We start from the raw sequence: 16,624 nt of genomic DNA, 5'->3' as shown, positions 1-16,624 counted from the left end.
GGCGGCGGGTGGCTCAGGGAGCGATGCCCACGCCGTCGATCCGGCTCCAGGCCCGCTCCTGGGCGGACGTCATGGCCGGCCAGGTCAGCCCGCCCGGCCGGGGCCGGACATGAGAGGCGTAGGGCTTGGGGTGGAAGGCGGAGTCGTAGAAGCACCCGGTGCCGTAGACGCGGTCGAACGTGGCGCACGCGGAGGCGATGGACCGCGGTGTGGGCTTGTTTCCGGTGCGCGCCCAGGAGTCCAGCGCGGCGATGGAGTCGGCGTACTCGGCGTCGCTCAGCTCGCTGTGTTCGCTCTCCCTGGTGAAGGTCTGCACGACGTTCTTCCCGCGGTGCGCGCCATCGACGGTCGCCCGGTACGCCGACTCGTGCTCGACGAATGCCGTGGGGTCGTCGATGGCGTGCATCGTCAGCACCGGGATGGAGACGCGGCCGGTGAGATCGCTGTCGTAGGAGAGGTCACGCCGGGCGTCGGGGGCGGCGGAGAAGCGCTCGACGCCCGCGTTCAGCGCCGCGTCGTCGTGTGAACCGGAGTACCACACGCCCCGGTTGCCGAACGGATTGCGGTCGCCGAGCCGGCTGTGCACGATGTCGCGGAAGGTGAACACCGAGAAGCGCAAGTGGGACTCCAGCGTCCGCTCCGGAAGGCGGGTGACGGCGAGGATGTCAGCGAGATTGCGCTGCTGCCGCGCGGTGCGTTCCTCGGGCGCGGAGGCGTAGCCGGTGCACTCCTGGAGGCGGGCGCGCAGCCCGGCCGTCGTCAGGGTCGACCCGGGACGCAGCCCTTGCCACAGCGGGTACTGGGGCTCGCTGGGGCGGGGCAGATTGCGGCAGTAGTACTGGTAGACCACGCGCAGATCGACGCGATAGTCGTAGCCCCGGGAGCCGCCGCCCAGGACACCGCTGGTGAGGAGGGCGCCGTCGTAGGGGCCGTTCTTCCTGCCGTACGTCTCCACGACCTTGGCGGCGACGTTTCCGCCCCAGGACTGGCCGTGCACATAGGTCCGCTCGGGCCTGCCGAAGTCCGCCACGAACAGGCGGCGCAGATTCTCCGTGTCGGCGGCCGCCATGCGCGTTCCGTAGCCACCTCGCCGATACGACGAGCCCGCCCAGGCATAGCCCTCGGACACCATCACCGACCAGCGGTCCAGATCGTCGACGCTCCGCTCGGGATCGGACCCCTCGCCCAGGTCGGGGCCGCCGTGGGAGTGGACGACCAGCGACCCGTTCCACTTCTTCGGGATGGCGATCGCGTAGTACGCCCCGTTGCCGTCCTCGCCCGTGTAACACGTGGCCCTGTCGCCCACGCTCGCCGGGCACGCGACCGGCGCGGGGCGCGGCTGGGCCGCCCGCACCGGACCGGCGTTGCCCAGCGTCCCCGCGACGATGCCCGCGATGCCGACGGCCGATGCCACGGTGCGGCGCATACGCGTCAGGCTTCGCGGAAAGGACGGTACGTTACGGCTCGAGCTGTGCACAGCGACGCTCCTGACCTCAGTGGCGCTCCCTCGCGCCAGGCGTTGCGATGTTAAGGACACCTGTTCCGCCGACACCATTGAGCAGGGAGTTGTGTTCTTAACGTGCACGGCTTCCAACGTGCACGGCCGGACGAGGCCGTGGTGCTGCAATGGACCCATGTCCCTCGACGAGCTCCGCACCCTGCTGGCCCGGCATGCCCGGCCCGACTGGACCACCGCCATCGACGGCGTCCTCGTCTCGAAGGTCGACCGGCCGGATCCGCCGGCGCCCTCCATGTCCGGCATGGTGCTCGCGGTCATCGCCCAGGGCAGCAAACGCCTCGCGCTGGGCGACCGGGTCTACGCCTACGGACCCGGGCAGTATCTGGTGGCATCCGTCGACCTGCCCGTCACGGGACAGTTCACCCAGGCCGACCCCGAGCAGCCGGCCCTCGGCTTCGGCCTCACGCTGGAGCCGTCCGCCGTCGCCGAGCTGCTGTTGCGAGCCGGTCCCGGAGACACCCCCCGCGCGGGCGGAGGCGTTCCGTCGGGGATCGCCGTCAGCGAGGCCCCGGCGGCGCTGCTCGACGCGGTGGTCCGGCTGCTGCGCCTGCTCGACGAGCCCCGCGACCGGGCCGTACTGGCGCCGCTGGTGAAGCGCGAGATCCTGTGGCGGGTGATCACCGGTGAGCAGGGGGCCACGGTTCGGCAGCTCGGTCTGGCCGACAGCGGCCTCAGCCATATCTCCCGGGCCGTGCGCTGGATCCGCGAGCACTACGCGGAGCCGTTCCGGGTCGAGGACGTGGCGCGCAGGTCCGGCATGAGTGTCTCCGCCTTCTACCGCAACTTCCAGGCGGTGACCGCGATGAGCCCCATCCAGTTCCAGAAGCAGATCCGGCTCCAGGAGGCCCGGCTGCTGCTCGCCACCCACCCGAACGACGTCACCGGAGTCGGTCAGCGGGTCGGCTACGACAACCCGTCGCAGTTCAGCCGGGAGTACCGCCGACAGTTCGGCGCACCCCCGAGCCGGGACGCGGCCCGCCTGCGGAGCACCGTACGCACCCCCGCGGGCGTCCTGCCGTGAGCGGGGCCGGGCCACCGGGAGGATCGTGCAGGTGCGGGCGAGGATAGTTCTATCGTTTCCGCAGGTCGGAGCGGTGCAATGGGAGTGCAAGCCCGACCGCGGAGCAGGAACCGCCTGTTCCTCCGCGGATCCCACCACATCGCAGGGGCCACACCATGAACACTGTTCTGATCACTGGTACGTCGTCCGGGTACGGCAAGGAGATCGCCCGCCACTTCCACGAGCGGGGGTGGCACGTCATCGCCACCATGCGGACGCCACGCCCGGGCGTCTTCCCCGAGTCGGACCGGCTCCGCGTCGTCGAGCTCGACGTGACCAGGCCCGAGAGCATCGCCGCCGCGCTCGAGGCGGCGGGGCCCATCGACGCCCTGGTCAACAACGCGGGCATCCCGTCGATGGGGGTGTTCGAGGGCATCTCCATGACCCAGGTGCGGGAGGTGTTCGAGACCAACACCTTCGGTGTGATGGCGACGACCCGGGCCGTGCTGCCCCAGTTCCGCGAGCGCGGCTCCGGCGTGGTGGTCAATGTGACCTCGAGCGTGGTGCTGGGACACATGCCGCTCACGGCCGTCTACAAGGCGAGCAAGACCGCCGTCGAGGGGTTCACCTCATCCCTCGCACTCGAACTCGCGCCCTTCGGTGTGCGGGCGAAGACGGTCGAGCCGGGCGCCTGCCTGACGACGAACTTCGGGGCCAGGGCGACGAACGACGTCCCGTTGCACGAGCTGGTCCCGGCGCCCTACGCGGCGTTCGCGAAGAAGTCCATGGACGACTTCATGGGCCAGGACGAGTTCACCAAGGAGAGCGACGTGGCCGAGACGGTGTGGCGGGCCGTGCACGACACCACCGGCCAACTGCGCTTCCCCGCCGGTCCCGACGCGGTCCGGCTCGACCAGGCGAAGTGACCGGTCGGCGGGCGCGGGACCGGCGTGGACGGGGCGGAACCTCCCGGAGGTTCCGCCCCGTCCCCTGTGCGTCAGGCGCCCGCCGTCAGAAGCGGTCCGGGGAGCGCTGCGGAAGCGGGGCCCCGGGACGGACGTCCCGCTTCCGGTCCTTCTGGGCGCCGCCGTTCGAGTCGCCCGTCGCCTCGCAGGTCACGTCCTTCGCGGGCAGCTTGCCGGTGGTCAGGTAGTCCGCCACCGTGCCGTCCGTGCACGCGTTGCCGCTCGGGTAGACGCCGTGGCCCTCGCCGCCGAGGACCGTCAGCATCCTCGAGCCCTTCAGATCGGCGTGCAGGGCCTGACCGCTGGGCAGCGGGGTCTGCGAGTCCCACTCGTTCTGCACGACCAGCGAGCCGACCTTGTTGTTCACGACGGTGGCCCGCTCGACCGACCTGTCCCAGAACGCGCAGGGCTTGATGCTGGACGCGAAGTCGCCGTAGAGCGGATAGCGTCCCTTGTCCTCGATGGCGTCCCGACGGTAGCTCTCGGGGTCGCGGGACCAGGCGGCCGAGTTGTCGTTGCACACCACGGCCCAGAAGCTCGCGGTCGTGTTGTCGCTCGGTACATCGGCGGCGGGGGCGGCCAGGCGTGGCGTTCCGGCCGGATCCGGGAGCTTCTCCGCGGCGGCGGGCTTGCCCTCCGCGGCCTTCTTCAGCTCCACGACCAGGTCGGTGCCCTCCCGCACGGTGAAGACCGCGCGGCGCATCATGCTCCGGACGTCGTCGCCGGTGTACTTCTCCCCGTCCATCTCGATGGGCTTCTCGTTCGCCCGCTGGACCAGGTCCCAGAACGTCCGGTCGACCTTCTTCGGAGTGTCGCCGAGGCCGTACTTCTCGGAACGCTCGGCGGCCCACTCGGTCCACCGGTCGAACGCGGGCTCGGCACCCTCCGCCCACCACTGGATCATCTTCCGCCAGGCGCGCGCCGGATCGACCGCGCTGTCCACCACGATCCGGTCGGCCCGGCTCGGGAACAGCTGGGTGTAGACGGCGCCGAGGTACGTCCCGTACGAGTAGCCGAAGTACGAGAGCTTCTTCTCACCGAGGATCGCCCGGAGCAGATCCATGTCCCGCGCCGTGTTGCGCGTGGTGATGTGCTTGAGCGTGGCGCCCGACTTCTCACGGCACTTGCGCGCGACATCCCGCGCCCAGGCGACGTCCTTGTCGAACGTCGCCTCCTTGTACGGCCGCAGCCAGTTCTCCTCCTCCGTCGTCAGGCCGCAGGTGACGGGGGTGGACCGGCCCACCCCGCGCGGGTCGAAGCCGATGAGGTCGTAACCCTGCCGGGCGGACTCGGGCAGCATTTCCCTCATCTGAAGCGGCATGTCGAGCCCCGATCCGCCGGGGCCCCCGGGGTTGGCGAGCAGCACGCCGTGCCGCTTGTCCGGTGTGGTGGTCTTGATCCGGGATATGGCCATGTCGATCCGCTTGCCGCCGGGAGCCCGGTAGTCCAGCGGCACCTTGATCGTCGCGCACTGGTACTCCGCCGGTTTGTCGGCCTCGCACCGCTGCCACGTGGGCTTCTGTTTGACGTACGGGTCCAGTGCGCTCGCGGTGGTGGACGCCGGGGCGGCGGCCTGGGCGGCGCCGGCCTGGGCGGTGCCGGGCTGGGCGGCGCTCGCCGTGGAGGTGGCGAGCGCGGGAGCCAACGTTGCCGTGACACCGATGGCCAACAGCGGCGCGAGACCTCGTCTACGCACGAAATCGTTCCTTCCGGTCGCGTATCGGGACAGGAACGATCATTCAGGTGGTGTGCGCCGGGGAACATCGGCCGTGCGTCTCCAACTCCCCTCCCTCTTGGGAGGGATGTGACGGCCGTGTGTGGTCCCATGGTTGTACGGCCCGCCCGCGCCGCCCTCAGGGTTGGGGCACCTCCTGGCCATTGACGAACACCCGCCGGAAGGTCAGGTCGTCGGTGTGGACGACGCTGTCGGGGTCGCGGATGCCGGTGAACGCGGAGCGGGAGAGGTGCACACCGCGCAGATGGTCGGTCTCCACGCCCACCAGCCGCAGCACGGCCTGGGCGCCGTCGATCTCCATCCGGTCCAGGTGGATGTTCCGTATGGACACCGGCAGCGTCCCGTCCTCGCCACCGTTGTAGTCCATGGTCACGAAGGCGATGTCCCGCTCCACGCCCTGCCCGGTGAAGTTGCGGATGTGCACACCGTCGACGGTGCCGCCGCGCTTCTTGTTCGCCTTGACGTACAGCGCGTACTTGACGGGGTAACGGCCGGGGAAGTCCGGTGGGTTGATCGCGCAGTCCTCGGCGAAGATGTCACGCACCCCGCCGGACATCTCGCTGCCGACCGTCATCCCGCCCCAGCGGCCGGAGAACCGGCAGTCGCGCACGACGATGTTCCGGCTCGGCACGCCGACCCGGTGGCCGTCCTCGTCCCGGCCGGACTTGACGGCCACGCAGTCGTCGTTGGTGTTGAACCGGCAGCCGGTGATGAGCACATCGGAGCAGCACTCGGGGTCGCAACCGTCGGTGTTGTAGAGCGTGCTGTCCACGGTGACATCGCGCACGGTGACATTGCTCGACAGCACCGGATGTACGGTCCACATCGGCGGATCGACGATGGTCAGGCCGCTGACCAGGACATTGCGGCAGCGGTAGAACTGCACCATCTTAGGCCGCAGGTGGTGGCCGTCGCCGAAGACGCGCTTCGCCACCGGTACCCCCGTGGAGCCCATCTCGCGCAGCAGCTTCTGGTCGGCCGCCTGCGGTCCGCCGTCGCGGTACCAGCTCTCCCACGGCCCGAGCCGCGCCTGCCCGTCGAGCGTGCCGCAGCCGGTGACCGCCACGTCCCGCTCGCCGTACGCGTAGATGAAGGGCGAGTAGTTGTACGCCTCGGTGCCCTCCCAGCGGGTGAGCACCACCGGCAGGAAGTCGCGCGGATCGGGGCTGAAGGCGATGGTGGCGCCCTCGGCGACATGCAGGTCCACCCGGCTGCGCAGATGGATCGCGCCGGTGAGGAACCGGCCCTCGGGGACCACGACATGGCCGCCGCCCGCGCGGTGGCAGGCGGCGATGGCGGCCCGGAAGGCCGCGGTGTTCATCGTCCGCCCGTCGCCGACCGCGCCGTAGTCGGTGACCCTGAACGTACGCCGGGGGAAGGCGGGCGGCCTGATCCGGGCCAGGATCCCCGGCACCGCGCGCCATGCCCCGGTGTAGGCGGCTGCCGCGTCCGTGCTCGGGGTGGCCAGGCCCGTGTTCGCGGTGGCCGCGTACGCCTGCTCCGCGGACAGCGGCGGAAGCAGCGTGCCCGCCGCCAGCAGACCGCCGGTGCGCAGCGCCGCGCGGCGGGAAGGTCTCGGATGCATGGCCTGCCTCCTTGGCAACGCTCTAGCTGACGGAGATCCGGTCCAGGTCGGGCGCGGACTCGGTGTCGTTGGAGATCCTGATGGTGTTGGCGCCGGGCTTCAGGGTGACGGGCAGGGTGGTCGTGCGGGGCGTGGTGTTCCCGGTGTCGGTCACCGTCACCTCGGCCGCCGGGCCGCCGTTGACGCTCACCTGGAACGAGCGGGTGCCGTTGACCGTGTAGTCGAGGTGCAGTGTGTGCTCCCCGCCGTCGGGGACGACCACATCGGGGAACACCATGGCCGCCCGCTCGTCGCCGCCGATGTTGCGCACCTTCTCGGCCCCGGAGCAGGGCCCGCAGCTGGTGATGCCCGTGCTGCCGAACTGGTTGGCCGAGTCCTCCGCCTCACGGGCCCAGATCCGGCCGGCGGGCAGTGGCCGCATCCGGACCTGGTCCGAGACCGACTTCTGCCGACCGAGCAGCGCGTAGTCCGCCGTGACGGGGATGTCGGCCGACCCGGCGTCCTGGCCGGGCGGGGAGGTGACGGTCCAGGTGCCCCGCACCGTCTGGCCGAGCCGCAGCGACCGGGCCGTCACCGGTGCGCCGTCCGCGGTCCAGCCGGCCGGCGGCCGGGGGGCGAGGCTGACGTTGTCGAGCTGCTCGTCGTCGTCCAGCCGGAGCGTCGCGGTGACCGTGAGGGACCGTTGCCCGGGGCCGACCCACTGAAGACCGTGGGGCCGCACGGTGAGCGTGGTCTTGGGGGTGTACGAGGCCGGGGGCAGCGGGGCCACCGCGATCCGGTCCAGGCCGGGGCCGCGGCGTGCGGTGCTGTACACCTTCACCGTATTGGCACCGGCCTTGAGCGGCACGGACACCGCTGTGCTCTCCGGCACCTCGGAGCTGTCCGCGGCCACGGGCACCTCGACCGGCGCCGCGCCGTTGACACTCACCGACAGGGCGGAGTCGGCCGAAGCGGTGTGGTCCAACTGGAGCCGGTAGTCGCCGTTTTCGGGTGCGCGCACATCGCGGTACGTCACGGAGTTGCGCGGTCCGCCGCCCAGGCCGTCGACGCGCCGGCCGCCCGAGCAGGCGCCGCACGCCACGGAGTGGGCCGCGCCCGCCGGCCGGTTCCGCCGTGCCTCCGCCTCCAGCGGCAGCGCGGTGCGGGTGGTCTTCGCGTGGCCGTACGCCACCTGGATCTCGTCGATGCGCAGCTGGTTGTGGAACTCCGGCGCCTGCGGACCGCCCCACAGGCTGCGCACCTCCAGCTTCAGATAGCGGGCGGTGCGGTCGCCGATGTCGATGGTGCGCACCCCGCGCGCACTGGGCAGGGTGCCCGAGCGCACCTGGGTCCAGCGCTTGCCGTCGCCGCTGGCGTAGACGCGGTAGTCCTTGATGCGCGCGGAGTCCTCGGGGCGGCCAAAGGACGACCGGGCGTGCGTCGGGGACCACTCGCGCTGGTTCACCGCCAGCGCCGTGGCGTGCTTGCGCCCGCCGAGGTCGAGGGTGACGGAGACGGGCAGCTTGCCGTCGCTGTCCCAGTAGGTCTCGTAGTCGCCGTCGGCGAGGTCGGCCGCCGGGTGGCCGGTGCGCGCGGACGTGGCGGTGGCGCCGACACCCGACTGCGGGTAGAGGGGCCGTCGGCCGTCGGTCTCGACCTTGAAGACGGTGTCGTACGGATCCCAGTCCTGGATGCCGAGGATCGACAGATGGCCACCGGACTGGCTGAACCGCATCGCCTCGCCGGTGCGCAGATCGGTGACCCGGCGCACGGTGTAGCCGTTGTCACCCAGCCGCACCATGTCGGTACGGGGCCGGGTGACCACGTGCACATACTGGGTGCGGTCGCCGTTCTCGCCCCGGCCCACGGTGACCACGCCGTGGGCGCCGTCGTTCCAGAAGCCGGGCTGCATACCGCCGTACATGTAGCCGCCGCCCTCGACGCCGTACACCGACTCCCGGATGGGCTCGACCCACTTGCCCATGAAGTCGTTGAACTCCTCCTGCTGCGGCGGGAGTTTGCCGTTCACCATGGGTGTCTCGGCCATGAGCGACTTGATCGAGGAGCCCGCGTTGGTGATGTAACGGCCGGTGCTGAGGCGGGCGTCCACCTCGTGGTCGCCGCCGTCGTACCACCAGTCGCCGGTGGTCGGCAGCTTGTAGTCGGCCTCGGTCAGCCGGGGCATGGGAACGGTCACCGCGGCGGGGTAGTCGTACGCCGGGGTCATGCCGGTCTTCTGCTCATTGCTGACCGTGTCCATGATCGGCGTGTCTTCGTTGTTGTTGCTCAGCAGCCAGTCCGGACGGCGCTCGCGGATCTTCTCGTAGAGACCGTTCTCCTCCCAGTACTCGTTGTCGTTGTCGATCCAGAACCCCGACAGGTCCGGGTACTTGTCCATGACCTCGAGGAACAGGTCGTAGCTGTACATGCCGAAGCCACGGCGCGTGGTCAGGTCCACCTTTTGGCCCTTGTAGGCCGAGTAGGCGGCCGAATCCAGCGTCTCGGCGCCGTCCGCGTTGTGCCACTGCGGGTCGTCGGTCATGTAGAGGATGATGTGCACGCCCTTGGCCTTGGCCGCGGCCACCAGCTCGCCGAGCAGATCGCGCTCGGTGGCGCAGCTGCCGGGGATCTTCGAGGGCCAGGGGCGGGCGTAGCCCAGCCTGCTGTGGAAGGTCGCGAGCACGATGTACGAGGCGCCGAGCTTGCGCGCCTCGTCCACCCAGTAGTCGGCGTTCCAGCCGCCCTCGGTGACATCGCGCTCCCAGGTGGCGCAGTCGCGGTGCTGGGGGTGGGTGAACATGCCCCAGTGCAGGAAGAGCCCGGCGGTGGACTGGCGCAGCCACTCCTGCCGGGGGTGCTGGACCTCGGCCTTGGCCGGGGTGGCCAGGAGGCCGATGGCCAGGGCGAGTACGACCGCCGCGCACAGCGCGCGCCACCGGGAGCGGGTGGCGCGTGCGGCACCGGCGGTGCGCGTCGCAGGGATGTGGATGGGGCGGAGCGGGATCCTCGGCGTGGGCATGTCCTGTCCTCCGTGAACGTTCCCGTGAGCGTTCACGGAGCACTGTCCGGCCCACCCGGCCGCCGTGTCAATATGTGTGCGAGGTTGGGGTGTTCGGCTGTGGGGTTCCGTTGACGCCCGTCGTCGGCGCGGTGATGATCGAGGAGGAGCGCGTCGGGGAGCACCCCCGTGAGCGGTCCCGAGTGCCACGTCGTGACCTACGTCCGAGGGTGGGGAGAGGGGTGGGGCCCGTGCCCATGAGCGCCAGGCCGCGCCGCATCACCATCGAGGATGTGGCGCGCTCGGCCGGGGTGTCCCGGCAGACGGTCTCCCGCGCGGTGAACGACAAACCGGAGATCGACCCCGCCACGCGGCAGCGGGTGCTGCGGGTGGCCCAGTCGATGGGGTACCGGCCCAGCCGGTTCGCCCGTGGCATGGTCGGCCCGCGCCTCACCACGCTGGGCCTGGTCATCGCGGATGTGCTCAACCCCTTCTTCCCCGAGGTGGTTTCCGGTGTGCTGGCGGCGGCCGACGAACGGGGCTGGCAGGTCGCCATCTACAGCACCGGCTCCGCCCTGGAACGCGAGACCGCCGTGGCGCGGACCGTGGTGGACCACGTGGACGCGTGTGTCGCCTTTCTGCTCGACCCCGGCGCCATCGAGCTCATCCACCGCTCCGGCATGCCCTTCGTCCTCCTCGACAACGAGCACCGGCCGCCGGGCGTGAGCGGCGGGCGGATCGACTTCGCCACCGGTATGCGGCATGCGGTCGGCCACCTCGTCGAGCGCGGCCACCGGCGGATCGCGATGCTCGACGACCGCGGCCGCCCGGACGCCGGCGGTCACGGCACCCGCCACTCGCTGTTCCTCGGCGCCGCCGCCGAACACGGGCTGCCCGCCGACGAGACGTGGGTGTTCCCGGCGGCCAACTCCCTCGAGGGCGGGGCGGCGGCCATGGACGACGTGCTGGCCGACGGCTTCGGGGCGACGGCGGTGCTCGCCTACAACGACCTCATCGCCATCGGCGCCATGCGCCGCGCCCGCGACCACGGAATGCGGGTGCCGGAGGACTGCGCGTTCGTCGGATGCGACGGCCTGACGCTGAGCCGGCTCGTGGACCCGCCGCTGACCACGCTCACGGTCGACAAGGAACTCCTCGGCCGGGCCGCGGTGCGGCAGGTCGCCGCGCAGCTCACTGGTGCCGCAACGGGGGAGACGGTGATCGTGCCACGCCTGGTGGTACGCGCGTCGTCCTGACGTGGTGGGTGCTCGTGCTCCGTACCGACGACGGCTCGTTTAGTTGTGTCTGTATAATGATTATGGCAACACAATTAAATGGAGGCCCTTCATGCCGGATCTCGCTCCTCGGCGACGATGGCTCGTGCTGGCCATCTGCTGCATGAGCCTGCTGATCGTCAGTCTCGACAACACGATCCTGAACGTCGCCCTGCCCTCCATCCAGCGCGACCTGCACACATCGGTGTCCGGGCTGCAATGGACGGTCGACGCCTACACGCTGGTGCTGGCGAGTCTGTTGATGCTCTCCGGTTCGACCGCCGACCGGGTGGGGCGTCGCCGCACCTTTCAGGCCGGGCTGGTGATCTTCACCGCGGCCTCGCTGCTGTGCAGCCTGGCGCCCGGGCTCGGCTGGCTGGTCGTCGCGCGGATGCTTCAGGCGGTCGGGGGGTCGATGCTGAACCCTGTCGCCATGTCGATCATCAGCAACACCTTCACGGACCCCCGGGAACGCGCCCGCGCCATCGGTGTGTGGAGTGGCGTCGTGGGCATCAGCATGGCCGCCGGGCCGATCATCGGGGGCGCGCTGGTGGAGTCGGCCGGGTGGCGGTCGATCTTCTGGCTCAATGTGCCGATCGGACTTGCCGCGCTCTTCCTGACCCGCAGGTATGTGCCGGAGTCGCGGGCGCCGCGGGCTCGCCGGGTGGACCCGGTCGGGCAGGCGCTCGTCGTGGTGCTGCTCGTCGCGCTGACGTACGCGATCATCGAGTCGCCGAACCTGGGCTGGACCTCTCCCGTGGTCGCCGGGTGCGCCGCCGCGGCGCTGGGCGCGCTGCTGGGGCTGCTGTGGTACGAACCGAGGCGCACCGACCCGCTCATCGACCTGCGCTTCTTCCGTTCCGCGCCGTTCTCGGGCGCCACCGTGATCGCGGTGGCCGCGTTCGCCGGTCTGGGTGGCTTCCTGTTCGTCAGCTCCCTGTACCTACAGGATGTGCGGCAACTCGATCCGCTGCACGCCGGGTTGTTCATGCTGCCCATGGCGGTCATGGCGCTGCTGACCGCACCCGTGTCCGGCCGCATGGTGGCCTCCCGGGGGCCGCGTACCCCGTTGCTGCTCGCCGGGACGGCGTTCTGCGCGAGCGCCGTGCTCCAGGCGCTCACCTACTCCGCGCACCTTCCGGTGACCCTGCTGGTCGTCGCGTATCTGCTCTTCGGCACCGGCTTCGGACTGGTCAACGCGCCCATCACCAACACCGCCGTCTCGGGGATGCCCCGTTCGCAGGCCGGTGTCGCGGCCGCGGTGGCCTCCACCAGCCGGCAGACCGGGCAGTCCCTGGGCGTGGCCGTCATCGGCGCCCTCATGGCCGGGGGAGCGCACACGGACCCGGCGGCCTTCACGGACGCGGCACGGACGGCATGGTGGATCATCGCCGGCTGCGGCGCCGCGGTGCTGGTCATGGGTACGCTCACTTCCGGCCGCTGGGCCCGGGCAACGGCCCAGCGCACGGCGAAGCGGCTCGCCGCCGAGGAGACCAAGGAGACAGTGAACGTCTGATGGAGCGCCCACATGACAACGAGCCGCACGAGGGGGACGGGCGGGACGAACGGGACGACGAGACCACCAGGACGGCGGCCCGAGCCTGGCTGGGGCTGAACACGCTCCTGATGGAGCGTTACAACCGCCGCAAGGCGGTCGCGGAGAGCCTCGGCATGAGCTTCAGCCGCGTCAGGGCGTTGCGCCGCCTCGCCGCCGGTCCGATCACCCTTCGCGAACTGGCCGAGCGGCTGGGCGCGGACCCGCCCTACACCTCCGTCATCGTCGACGATCTCGTACGGCGCGGCCTCGCCGAACGCATCACCAACCCGGCCGACCGCCGGTCCAAGCTGGTCCATCTCACCGATGACGGCCAGGCGCTGGCCGCCCGCGCCGTCGCGATCCTCACCACTCCGCCCGACGCCCTGCTCGCGCTGCCTCCCGAGGACATCCAGGCGCTCGACCGGGTGGTGGCCAAGCTTCTGCGATGAGCCAACTTCCACGATGAGCTGATGGCGTCTGGCATCTGGTGGCTTTGGGTTTTGGGCTTTTGGGTTTGGGTCAGTCCAGGCCGTGGTCGCGGGCGTAGCGGGTGGCCGCGACGCGGTCGCGGGAGCCGGTCTTGGTGAAGACCCGGTTGATGTGGGTCTTCACGGTGTTGCCGCTCAGGAAGAGGGTGGCGGCGATCTCCGCGTTGGTCATGCCGCGTGCCATCAGCGTGAGGATCTCCGCCTCACGACGGGTGAGGCCGTCCGGGAGCGGCTGGTTGGTGGCGTCGGGGTCCCGGGAAGGGGCATCGGGCCCCGGGGAAGGGGTGTCGAGCGGGCGAGGGGTGCTGGGGGCGCTCGCCGCGGCGAGCAGGGTGGCCTGGACCCTCGGGTCGAGGACGGAGAGCCCCGCCACGGCACTGTGCAGGGTACGGGCGATGTGCAGGCGGTCCGCGTCCTTGGTGAGGTAGGCGCGCGCCCCGGCCCGGAGCGTCTCCAGGACGGAGGTGTCGTCGGCGTAGGTGGTCAGGACGACGACGGCGACCTCGGGGTGGTCGGCGGTGAGCCGGCGGGTGGCCTCGGTGCCGTCGAGCACCGGCATGTGCAGGTCGAGCAGGATCGCGTCCGGGCGGTGCTCGGCGACCTGGTCGAGCGCCTGTTGTCCGTTGGCCGCGGAGCCGACGACGTCGATGTCCGGCAGCAGGTCGAGCATGAGGACCAGCCCCTCCCGGACGCTGGCCTGGTCGTCGGCGACCACGATCCGCAGCGGCCGGGTGTCCTGGGCGCTCATCGCGGCACCCCGGCCCGGACGCGCCACTGTCCGTCCCGTACGCCCGCGTCGAGCGTCCCGCCCAGCAGCAGCAGGCGCTCGCGCATCCCGGTGAGGCCGTAGCCGCCGTCGACGGTGGCGAACGCGGGTGCTCGCCGGGGGGATGATGGTGTGCCGAGCGGGTTGTCGACGGTGAGCGTCACGTGTTCGTCCTCGTAGGCCAGGGCGACCTCCACCGGCTGGGCGGGGGCGTGTTTGGCGGCGTTGGTCAGGGCTTCCTGCGCGGTACGGAAGAGGGGGAGCGCCTGGTCGGCCGGGAGCGGGGAGGGCTCGCCCTCCACCCTGAGCCGTACCGGAACGCCGTGCCGCTGCCGGTGGGTGTCCGCCATCGTGGCCAGTTCCTCGTCGAGCGGCGCGAGGTCGGAGCGCAGGGCGTGCACCGCGCGGCGGGTCTCGGCGAGCCCGTCGGCGGTCAATCGCCTCGCTCCGTCGAGCACGGTGACCGCGCGGTCGACGTCCCCGTGATCCGTCAACAGGGCACTGGCGGCCTGGATCTGGATGCTCAGGGCGCCGAGCGAATGTGCCAGTACGTCATGGATCTCACGGGCGATCCGGGTGCGTTCGTCCAGCACGGCCACCCGGCGCTGCTCAGCGCGGAGCAGCTCGCTCTGGGCGAGCATGGCGGCCGACTGCTCGGCGCGTATCCGATAGGCGCGCCGGTTGTGGCTCGCGACCAGGACCAGGGCCACCAGCATCGGATAGCCCAGTGCGAACCCGCGGCTCGCCCCGGCGACCAGGACCCCGGTCTCCAGGGCCACCACCGTGCAGCCCGCCACCGCCCAGCCCACCGGAAGGCTCGGCTCGGTGCCCAGGTGCATCACGGCCATCAGGGAGAGGCCGATGAGCGCTCCGGCGTGCGGGAAGGCGCTGGCGTAGCCGGCGAGGGCGGCGGCGGCCCCGAGCAGGATCCGTATCCGCGGCGCGTGCCGCGCGGCCTTCTCGCCGAGGGCGTGGGTGAGCTCCCACAGCAGCAGCGCCAGGCCGCCCAGCGCGTACGCGACGACGGCCAGGGGCACCGCCCCGGCCCCGGCCGGAGGGCGCGCGAGGGTGTGCAGGCCGATGAAGACGTACGCGCCGACCCTCATCAGCCATGACACCGTACGCAGCACGGATGCAGGATAGCGAGCCCAGGACCGCTTGGTCGCGGCGCCGGGGTGTACCTCGTCATGGTGGGCCGAGGGTCCGGCTGTTCCGTCGTCCCGTGTGGGGCCCGCGGGGGCGCCTTCCGGGTGCCGTCCGGTCATCGTCGTCCCCGGCGACCCCGGTCGCGCAGGCCGTCACGCGCCGACCGGTCATACGATCCCGTGGGCCGAGGCTGCCGCGCGGGCCGTTCCGCGCCGGGCGCCGACGGGTCGCCCGACCCGCCCAGCAGTCCCGCCAGCGCACCCCGCACATCGAAGGGGCGGCCGTCCTTCTCCGGCGCGAACGGCACACCGGAGGCGAGGGCGCGCGGTGTGACGACGGCGGCCTGGCCGAGCCGGTTGAGGCCGAGCAGCACCAGGAGGGGGGCCGAGGAGCCCGCCACGGGGGCGTGCAGCGCCATGGCGACGACCGTCATCACGACCCGCGAGACCACCAGCGCGAGCCACAGCCACAGTCCGTACACCGGCATCCGCGACCACAGCACCCCGTCGCGCGGCTCCAACCGCAGCAGCGCGCCCTGGGCGGTGCCGATTCCGACCGCGATCACCCCGCTGATCACGAGGCATGCGAGATCGGTCGTGGTCAGGTGGCGGCCGCCCTTGCCGAGGCCGGCGAATCCGACGACGGCGAGGATCGCGGGAAGCAGGATCAGCCGCTTGCCGCGCAGCGGCTCGCCGCGTAGCTGACGTGCGATGACGAAGATCACGACGGCGATCGCGGCCAGCACTTGCAGCACGTTCACTGGAGGACTCCCGTCGGCCACGCTTCGGTCGCGTAGGCCTGTTGACTCGCCCCGAGGCTAGGAAGGCGAGCGGGGCACCGCGTCACCCCGAGCGGTGACCTCCGGGGTGATCCGCGGGGTGATCCGCGGGGTGACCCTCGGGTGGTACCGGCGCCGGACCGGTACCACCGGGCGGCCGAAGCGATCACCCCGGAGGTCACCCCCTGCTACGGCGCGGGGGAGCGCGTACCGGCACCAACCTGAGCGAGCCGAATCCCCGGCAAACCGTCCACCGAGAGGCTCGCCATCCCATGTCCACCATCGGTCAAGCCATGATCATCAACGCCGCGGTCCTGATCGCCGTCCTGGAGGCGGACCTCGGGCCCCACCGCAAGATCGGGAAGCTGCGCATCCTGCGGCCGCCGCTGATGACCGCCGCGATCGTCCCCCTCTTCATCAAGAGCCCGGCCACCCAGGGCTCCGGCCTGGCGCTCGAACTCGCCGCCGTCGTCGCGGGGTTGCTCGTCGGCCTGCTGGCGGTGACCTTCACCACGGTCTACGCCAGCCCCACGACCGGCAAGCCGGTCAGCCGCGCGGGCTTCGCCTACGCGGCGCTGTGGATCGTCGTGATCGGCGCACGGGCCGCGTTCTCGTACGGATCGGAGCACTGGTTCGCCCGGCAGCTGGGCCGTTGGATGGCCGATCACCAGGTGACCGCCGACGCCCTCACCGACGCGCTGCTGCTGATGGCCGTGGCGATGACGCTCACCCGCACCATCGGACTCGCCACGCGAGCGGCCGCCGTCCGGACACCCGGGGGCGCGCCGAACGGAACTTGACGGTGTCATCCCGGCCATGGGGTACGAATAGAGGCCTATGCGACCCGGACAGGA

The 16,624-nt window shown here is 71.3% G+C and carries 13 protein-coding genes; 6 read left to right on the top strand and 7 right to left on the bottom strand.

Features of this window, described 5'->3' with window-relative positions; translation table 11 throughout:
* Window positions 1-13: 13 nt before the first annotated feature.
* Complete coding sequence (locus tag ABD329_RS15275) at window positions 14-1,426, bottom strand: alpha/beta hydrolase (RefSeq protein ID WP_198277977.1); 1,413 nt, start codon at window positions 1,424-1,426, stop codon at window positions 14-16.
* Between the two features lie 208 nt (window positions 1,427-1,634).
* Between ABD329_RS15275 and ABD329_RS15270 the strand changes: the two genes are divergently transcribed.
* A complete protein-coding gene (locus tag ABD329_RS15270; RefSeq protein ID WP_198277976.1) occupies window positions 1,635-2,540 on the top strand; it encodes an AraC family transcriptional regulator in 906 nt (301 codons plus the stop codon).
* Between the two features lie 155 nt (window positions 2,541-2,695).
* Window positions 2,696-3,445 carry an SDR family oxidoreductase gene (locus tag ABD329_RS15265; RefSeq protein ID WP_198277975.1) on the top strand — a complete coding sequence of 250 codons (750 nt, stop codon included), beginning with the start codon at window positions 2,696-2,698 and terminating at the stop codon, window positions 3,443-3,445.
* Between the two features lie 85 nt (window positions 3,446-3,530).
* Here ABD329_RS15265 and ABD329_RS15260 read toward each other — a convergent pair whose 3' ends face one another.
* The 3 genes from ABD329_RS15260 to ABD329_RS15250 all read right to left on the bottom strand — a co-directional run bounded on the left by ABD329_RS15260 (window position 3,531) and on the right by ABD329_RS15250 (window position 9,802).
* Window positions 3,531-5,180, bottom strand: a complete 1,650-nt coding sequence (locus ABD329_RS15260) for an alpha/beta hydrolase (RefSeq protein WP_198277974.1) — start codon at window positions 5,178-5,180, stop codon at window positions 3,531-3,533.
* Window positions 5,181-5,337: 157 nt separating this feature from the next.
* A complete protein-coding gene (locus ABD329_RS15255; protein WP_198277973.1) occupies window positions 5,338-6,804 on the bottom strand; it encodes a glycoside hydrolase family 28 protein in 1,467 nt (488 codons plus the stop codon).
* A gap of 22 nt (window positions 6,805-6,826) precedes the next feature.
* Window positions 6,827-9,802: an alpha-L-fucosidase gene (locus ABD329_RS15250; protein WP_198277972.1), complete on the bottom strand. Its 2,976-nt coding sequence runs from the start codon at window positions 9,800-9,802 to the stop codon at window positions 6,827-6,829.
* 236 nt (window positions 9,803-10,038) lie between these two features.
* Between ABD329_RS15250 and ABD329_RS15245 the strand changes: the two genes are divergently transcribed.
* From ABD329_RS15245 to ABD329_RS15235, 3 genes are all read left to right on the top strand, one after another.
* Window positions 10,039-11,037 (top strand): LacI family DNA-binding transcriptional regulator, encoded by a 999-nt coding sequence (locus tag ABD329_RS15245; protein WP_214665758.1) that lies wholly within the window; start codon window positions 10,039-10,041, stop codon window positions 11,035-11,037.
* 91 nt (window positions 11,038-11,128) lie between these two features.
* The gene (locus ABD329_RS15240; RefSeq protein WP_198281896.1) at window positions 11,129-12,571 is read left to right on the top strand and encodes an MFS transporter; all 1,443 of its coding nucleotides are present in this window, start codon (window positions 11,129-11,131) and stop codon (window positions 12,569-12,571) included.
* A complete protein-coding gene (locus tag ABD329_RS15235) occupies window positions 12,571-13,041 on the top strand; it encodes a MarR family winged helix-turn-helix transcriptional regulator (protein ID WP_198281895.1) in 471 nt (156 codons plus the stop codon). Before ABD329_RS15240 ends, ABD329_RS15235 begins: the two co-directional genes overlap by 1 nt.
* A 70-nt stretch (window positions 13,042-13,111) precedes the next feature.
* Here the strand turns inward: ABD329_RS15235 and ABD329_RS15230 are convergent, their stop codons facing one another.
* From ABD329_RS15230 to ABD329_RS15220, 3 genes are all read right to left on the bottom strand, one after another.
* A complete protein-coding gene (locus ABD329_RS15230) occupies window positions 13,112-13,828 on the bottom strand; it encodes a response regulator transcription factor (RefSeq protein WP_344316497.1) in 717 nt (238 codons plus the stop codon).
* Window positions 13,825-14,976 (bottom strand): sensor histidine kinase, encoded by a 1,152-nt coding sequence (locus ABD329_RS15225; RefSeq protein ID WP_344316496.1) that lies wholly within the window; start codon window positions 14,974-14,976, stop codon window positions 13,825-13,827. The genes ABD329_RS15230 and ABD329_RS15225 overlap by 4 nt, the downstream gene beginning before the upstream one ends.
* A 131-nt stretch (window positions 14,977-15,107) precedes the next feature.
* Complete coding sequence (locus tag ABD329_RS15220) at window positions 15,108-15,752, bottom strand: hypothetical protein (protein WP_344316495.1); 645 nt, start codon at window positions 15,750-15,752, stop codon at window positions 15,108-15,110.
* 290 nt (window positions 15,753-16,042) lie between these two features.
* Here ABD329_RS15220 and ABD329_RS15215 point away from each other — a divergent pair, with 290 nt between their 5' ends.
* Window positions 16,043-16,570, top strand: coding sequence for a hypothetical protein (locus ABD329_RS15215; RefSeq protein ID WP_344316494.1), 528 nt, complete (start codon window positions 16,043-16,045; stop codon window positions 16,568-16,570).
* The last annotated feature ends 54 nt before the right edge of the window (window positions 16,571-16,624 follow it).

It is taken from the genome of Streptomyces javensis (genome assembly GCF_039525925.1).
Lineage (GTDB): Bacteria > Actinomycetota > Actinomycetes > Streptomycetales > Streptomycetaceae > Streptomyces > Streptomyces asiaticus.
The sequence above is the reverse complement of the archived record's forward strand: the minus strand, read 5'-3'. Positions and strand labels throughout refer to the sequence as shown.

What these genes read in the sequence shown, in the direction of transcription:
- ABD329_RS15215 (WP_344316494.1), top strand. Translation starts at nt 16,043, where the DNA reads ATGTCCACCATCGGTCAAGCCATGATCATCAACGCCGCGGTCCTGATC.
- ABD329_RS15255 (WP_198277973.1), bottom strand. Translation starts at nt 6,804, where the DNA reads ATGCATCCGAGACCTTCCCGCCGCGCGGCGCTGCGCACCGGCGGTCTG.
- ABD329_RS15270 (WP_198277976.1), top strand. Translation starts at nt 1,635, where the DNA reads ATGTCCCTCGACGAGCTCCGCACCCTGCTGGCCCGGCATGCCCGGCCC.
- ABD329_RS15250 (WP_198277972.1), bottom strand. Translation starts at nt 9,802, where the DNA reads ATGCCCACGCCGAGGATCCCGCTCCGCCCCATCCACATCCCTGCGACG.
- ABD329_RS15275 (WP_198277977.1), bottom strand. Translation starts at nt 1,426, where the DNA reads ATGCGCCGCACCGTGGCATCGGCCGTCGGCATCGCGGGCATCGTCGCG.
- ABD329_RS15245 (WP_214665758.1), top strand. Translation starts at nt 10,039, where the DNA reads ATGAGCGCCAGGCCGCGCCGCATCACCATCGAGGATGTGGCGCGCTCG.
- ABD329_RS15235 (WP_198281895.1), top strand. Translation starts at nt 12,571, where the DNA reads ATGGAGCGCCCACATGACAACGAGCCGCACGAGGGGGACGGGCGGGAC.
- ABD329_RS15240 (WP_198281896.1), top strand. Translation starts at nt 11,129, where the DNA reads ATGCCGGATCTCGCTCCTCGGCGACGATGGCTCGTGCTGGCCATCTGC.
- ABD329_RS15230 (WP_344316497.1), bottom strand. Translation starts at nt 13,828, where the DNA reads ATGAGCGCCCAGGACACCCGGCCGCTGCGGATCGTGGTCGCCGACGAC.
- ABD329_RS15265 (WP_198277975.1), top strand. Translation starts at nt 2,696, where the DNA reads ATGAACACTGTTCTGATCACTGGTACGTCGTCCGGGTACGGCAAGGAG.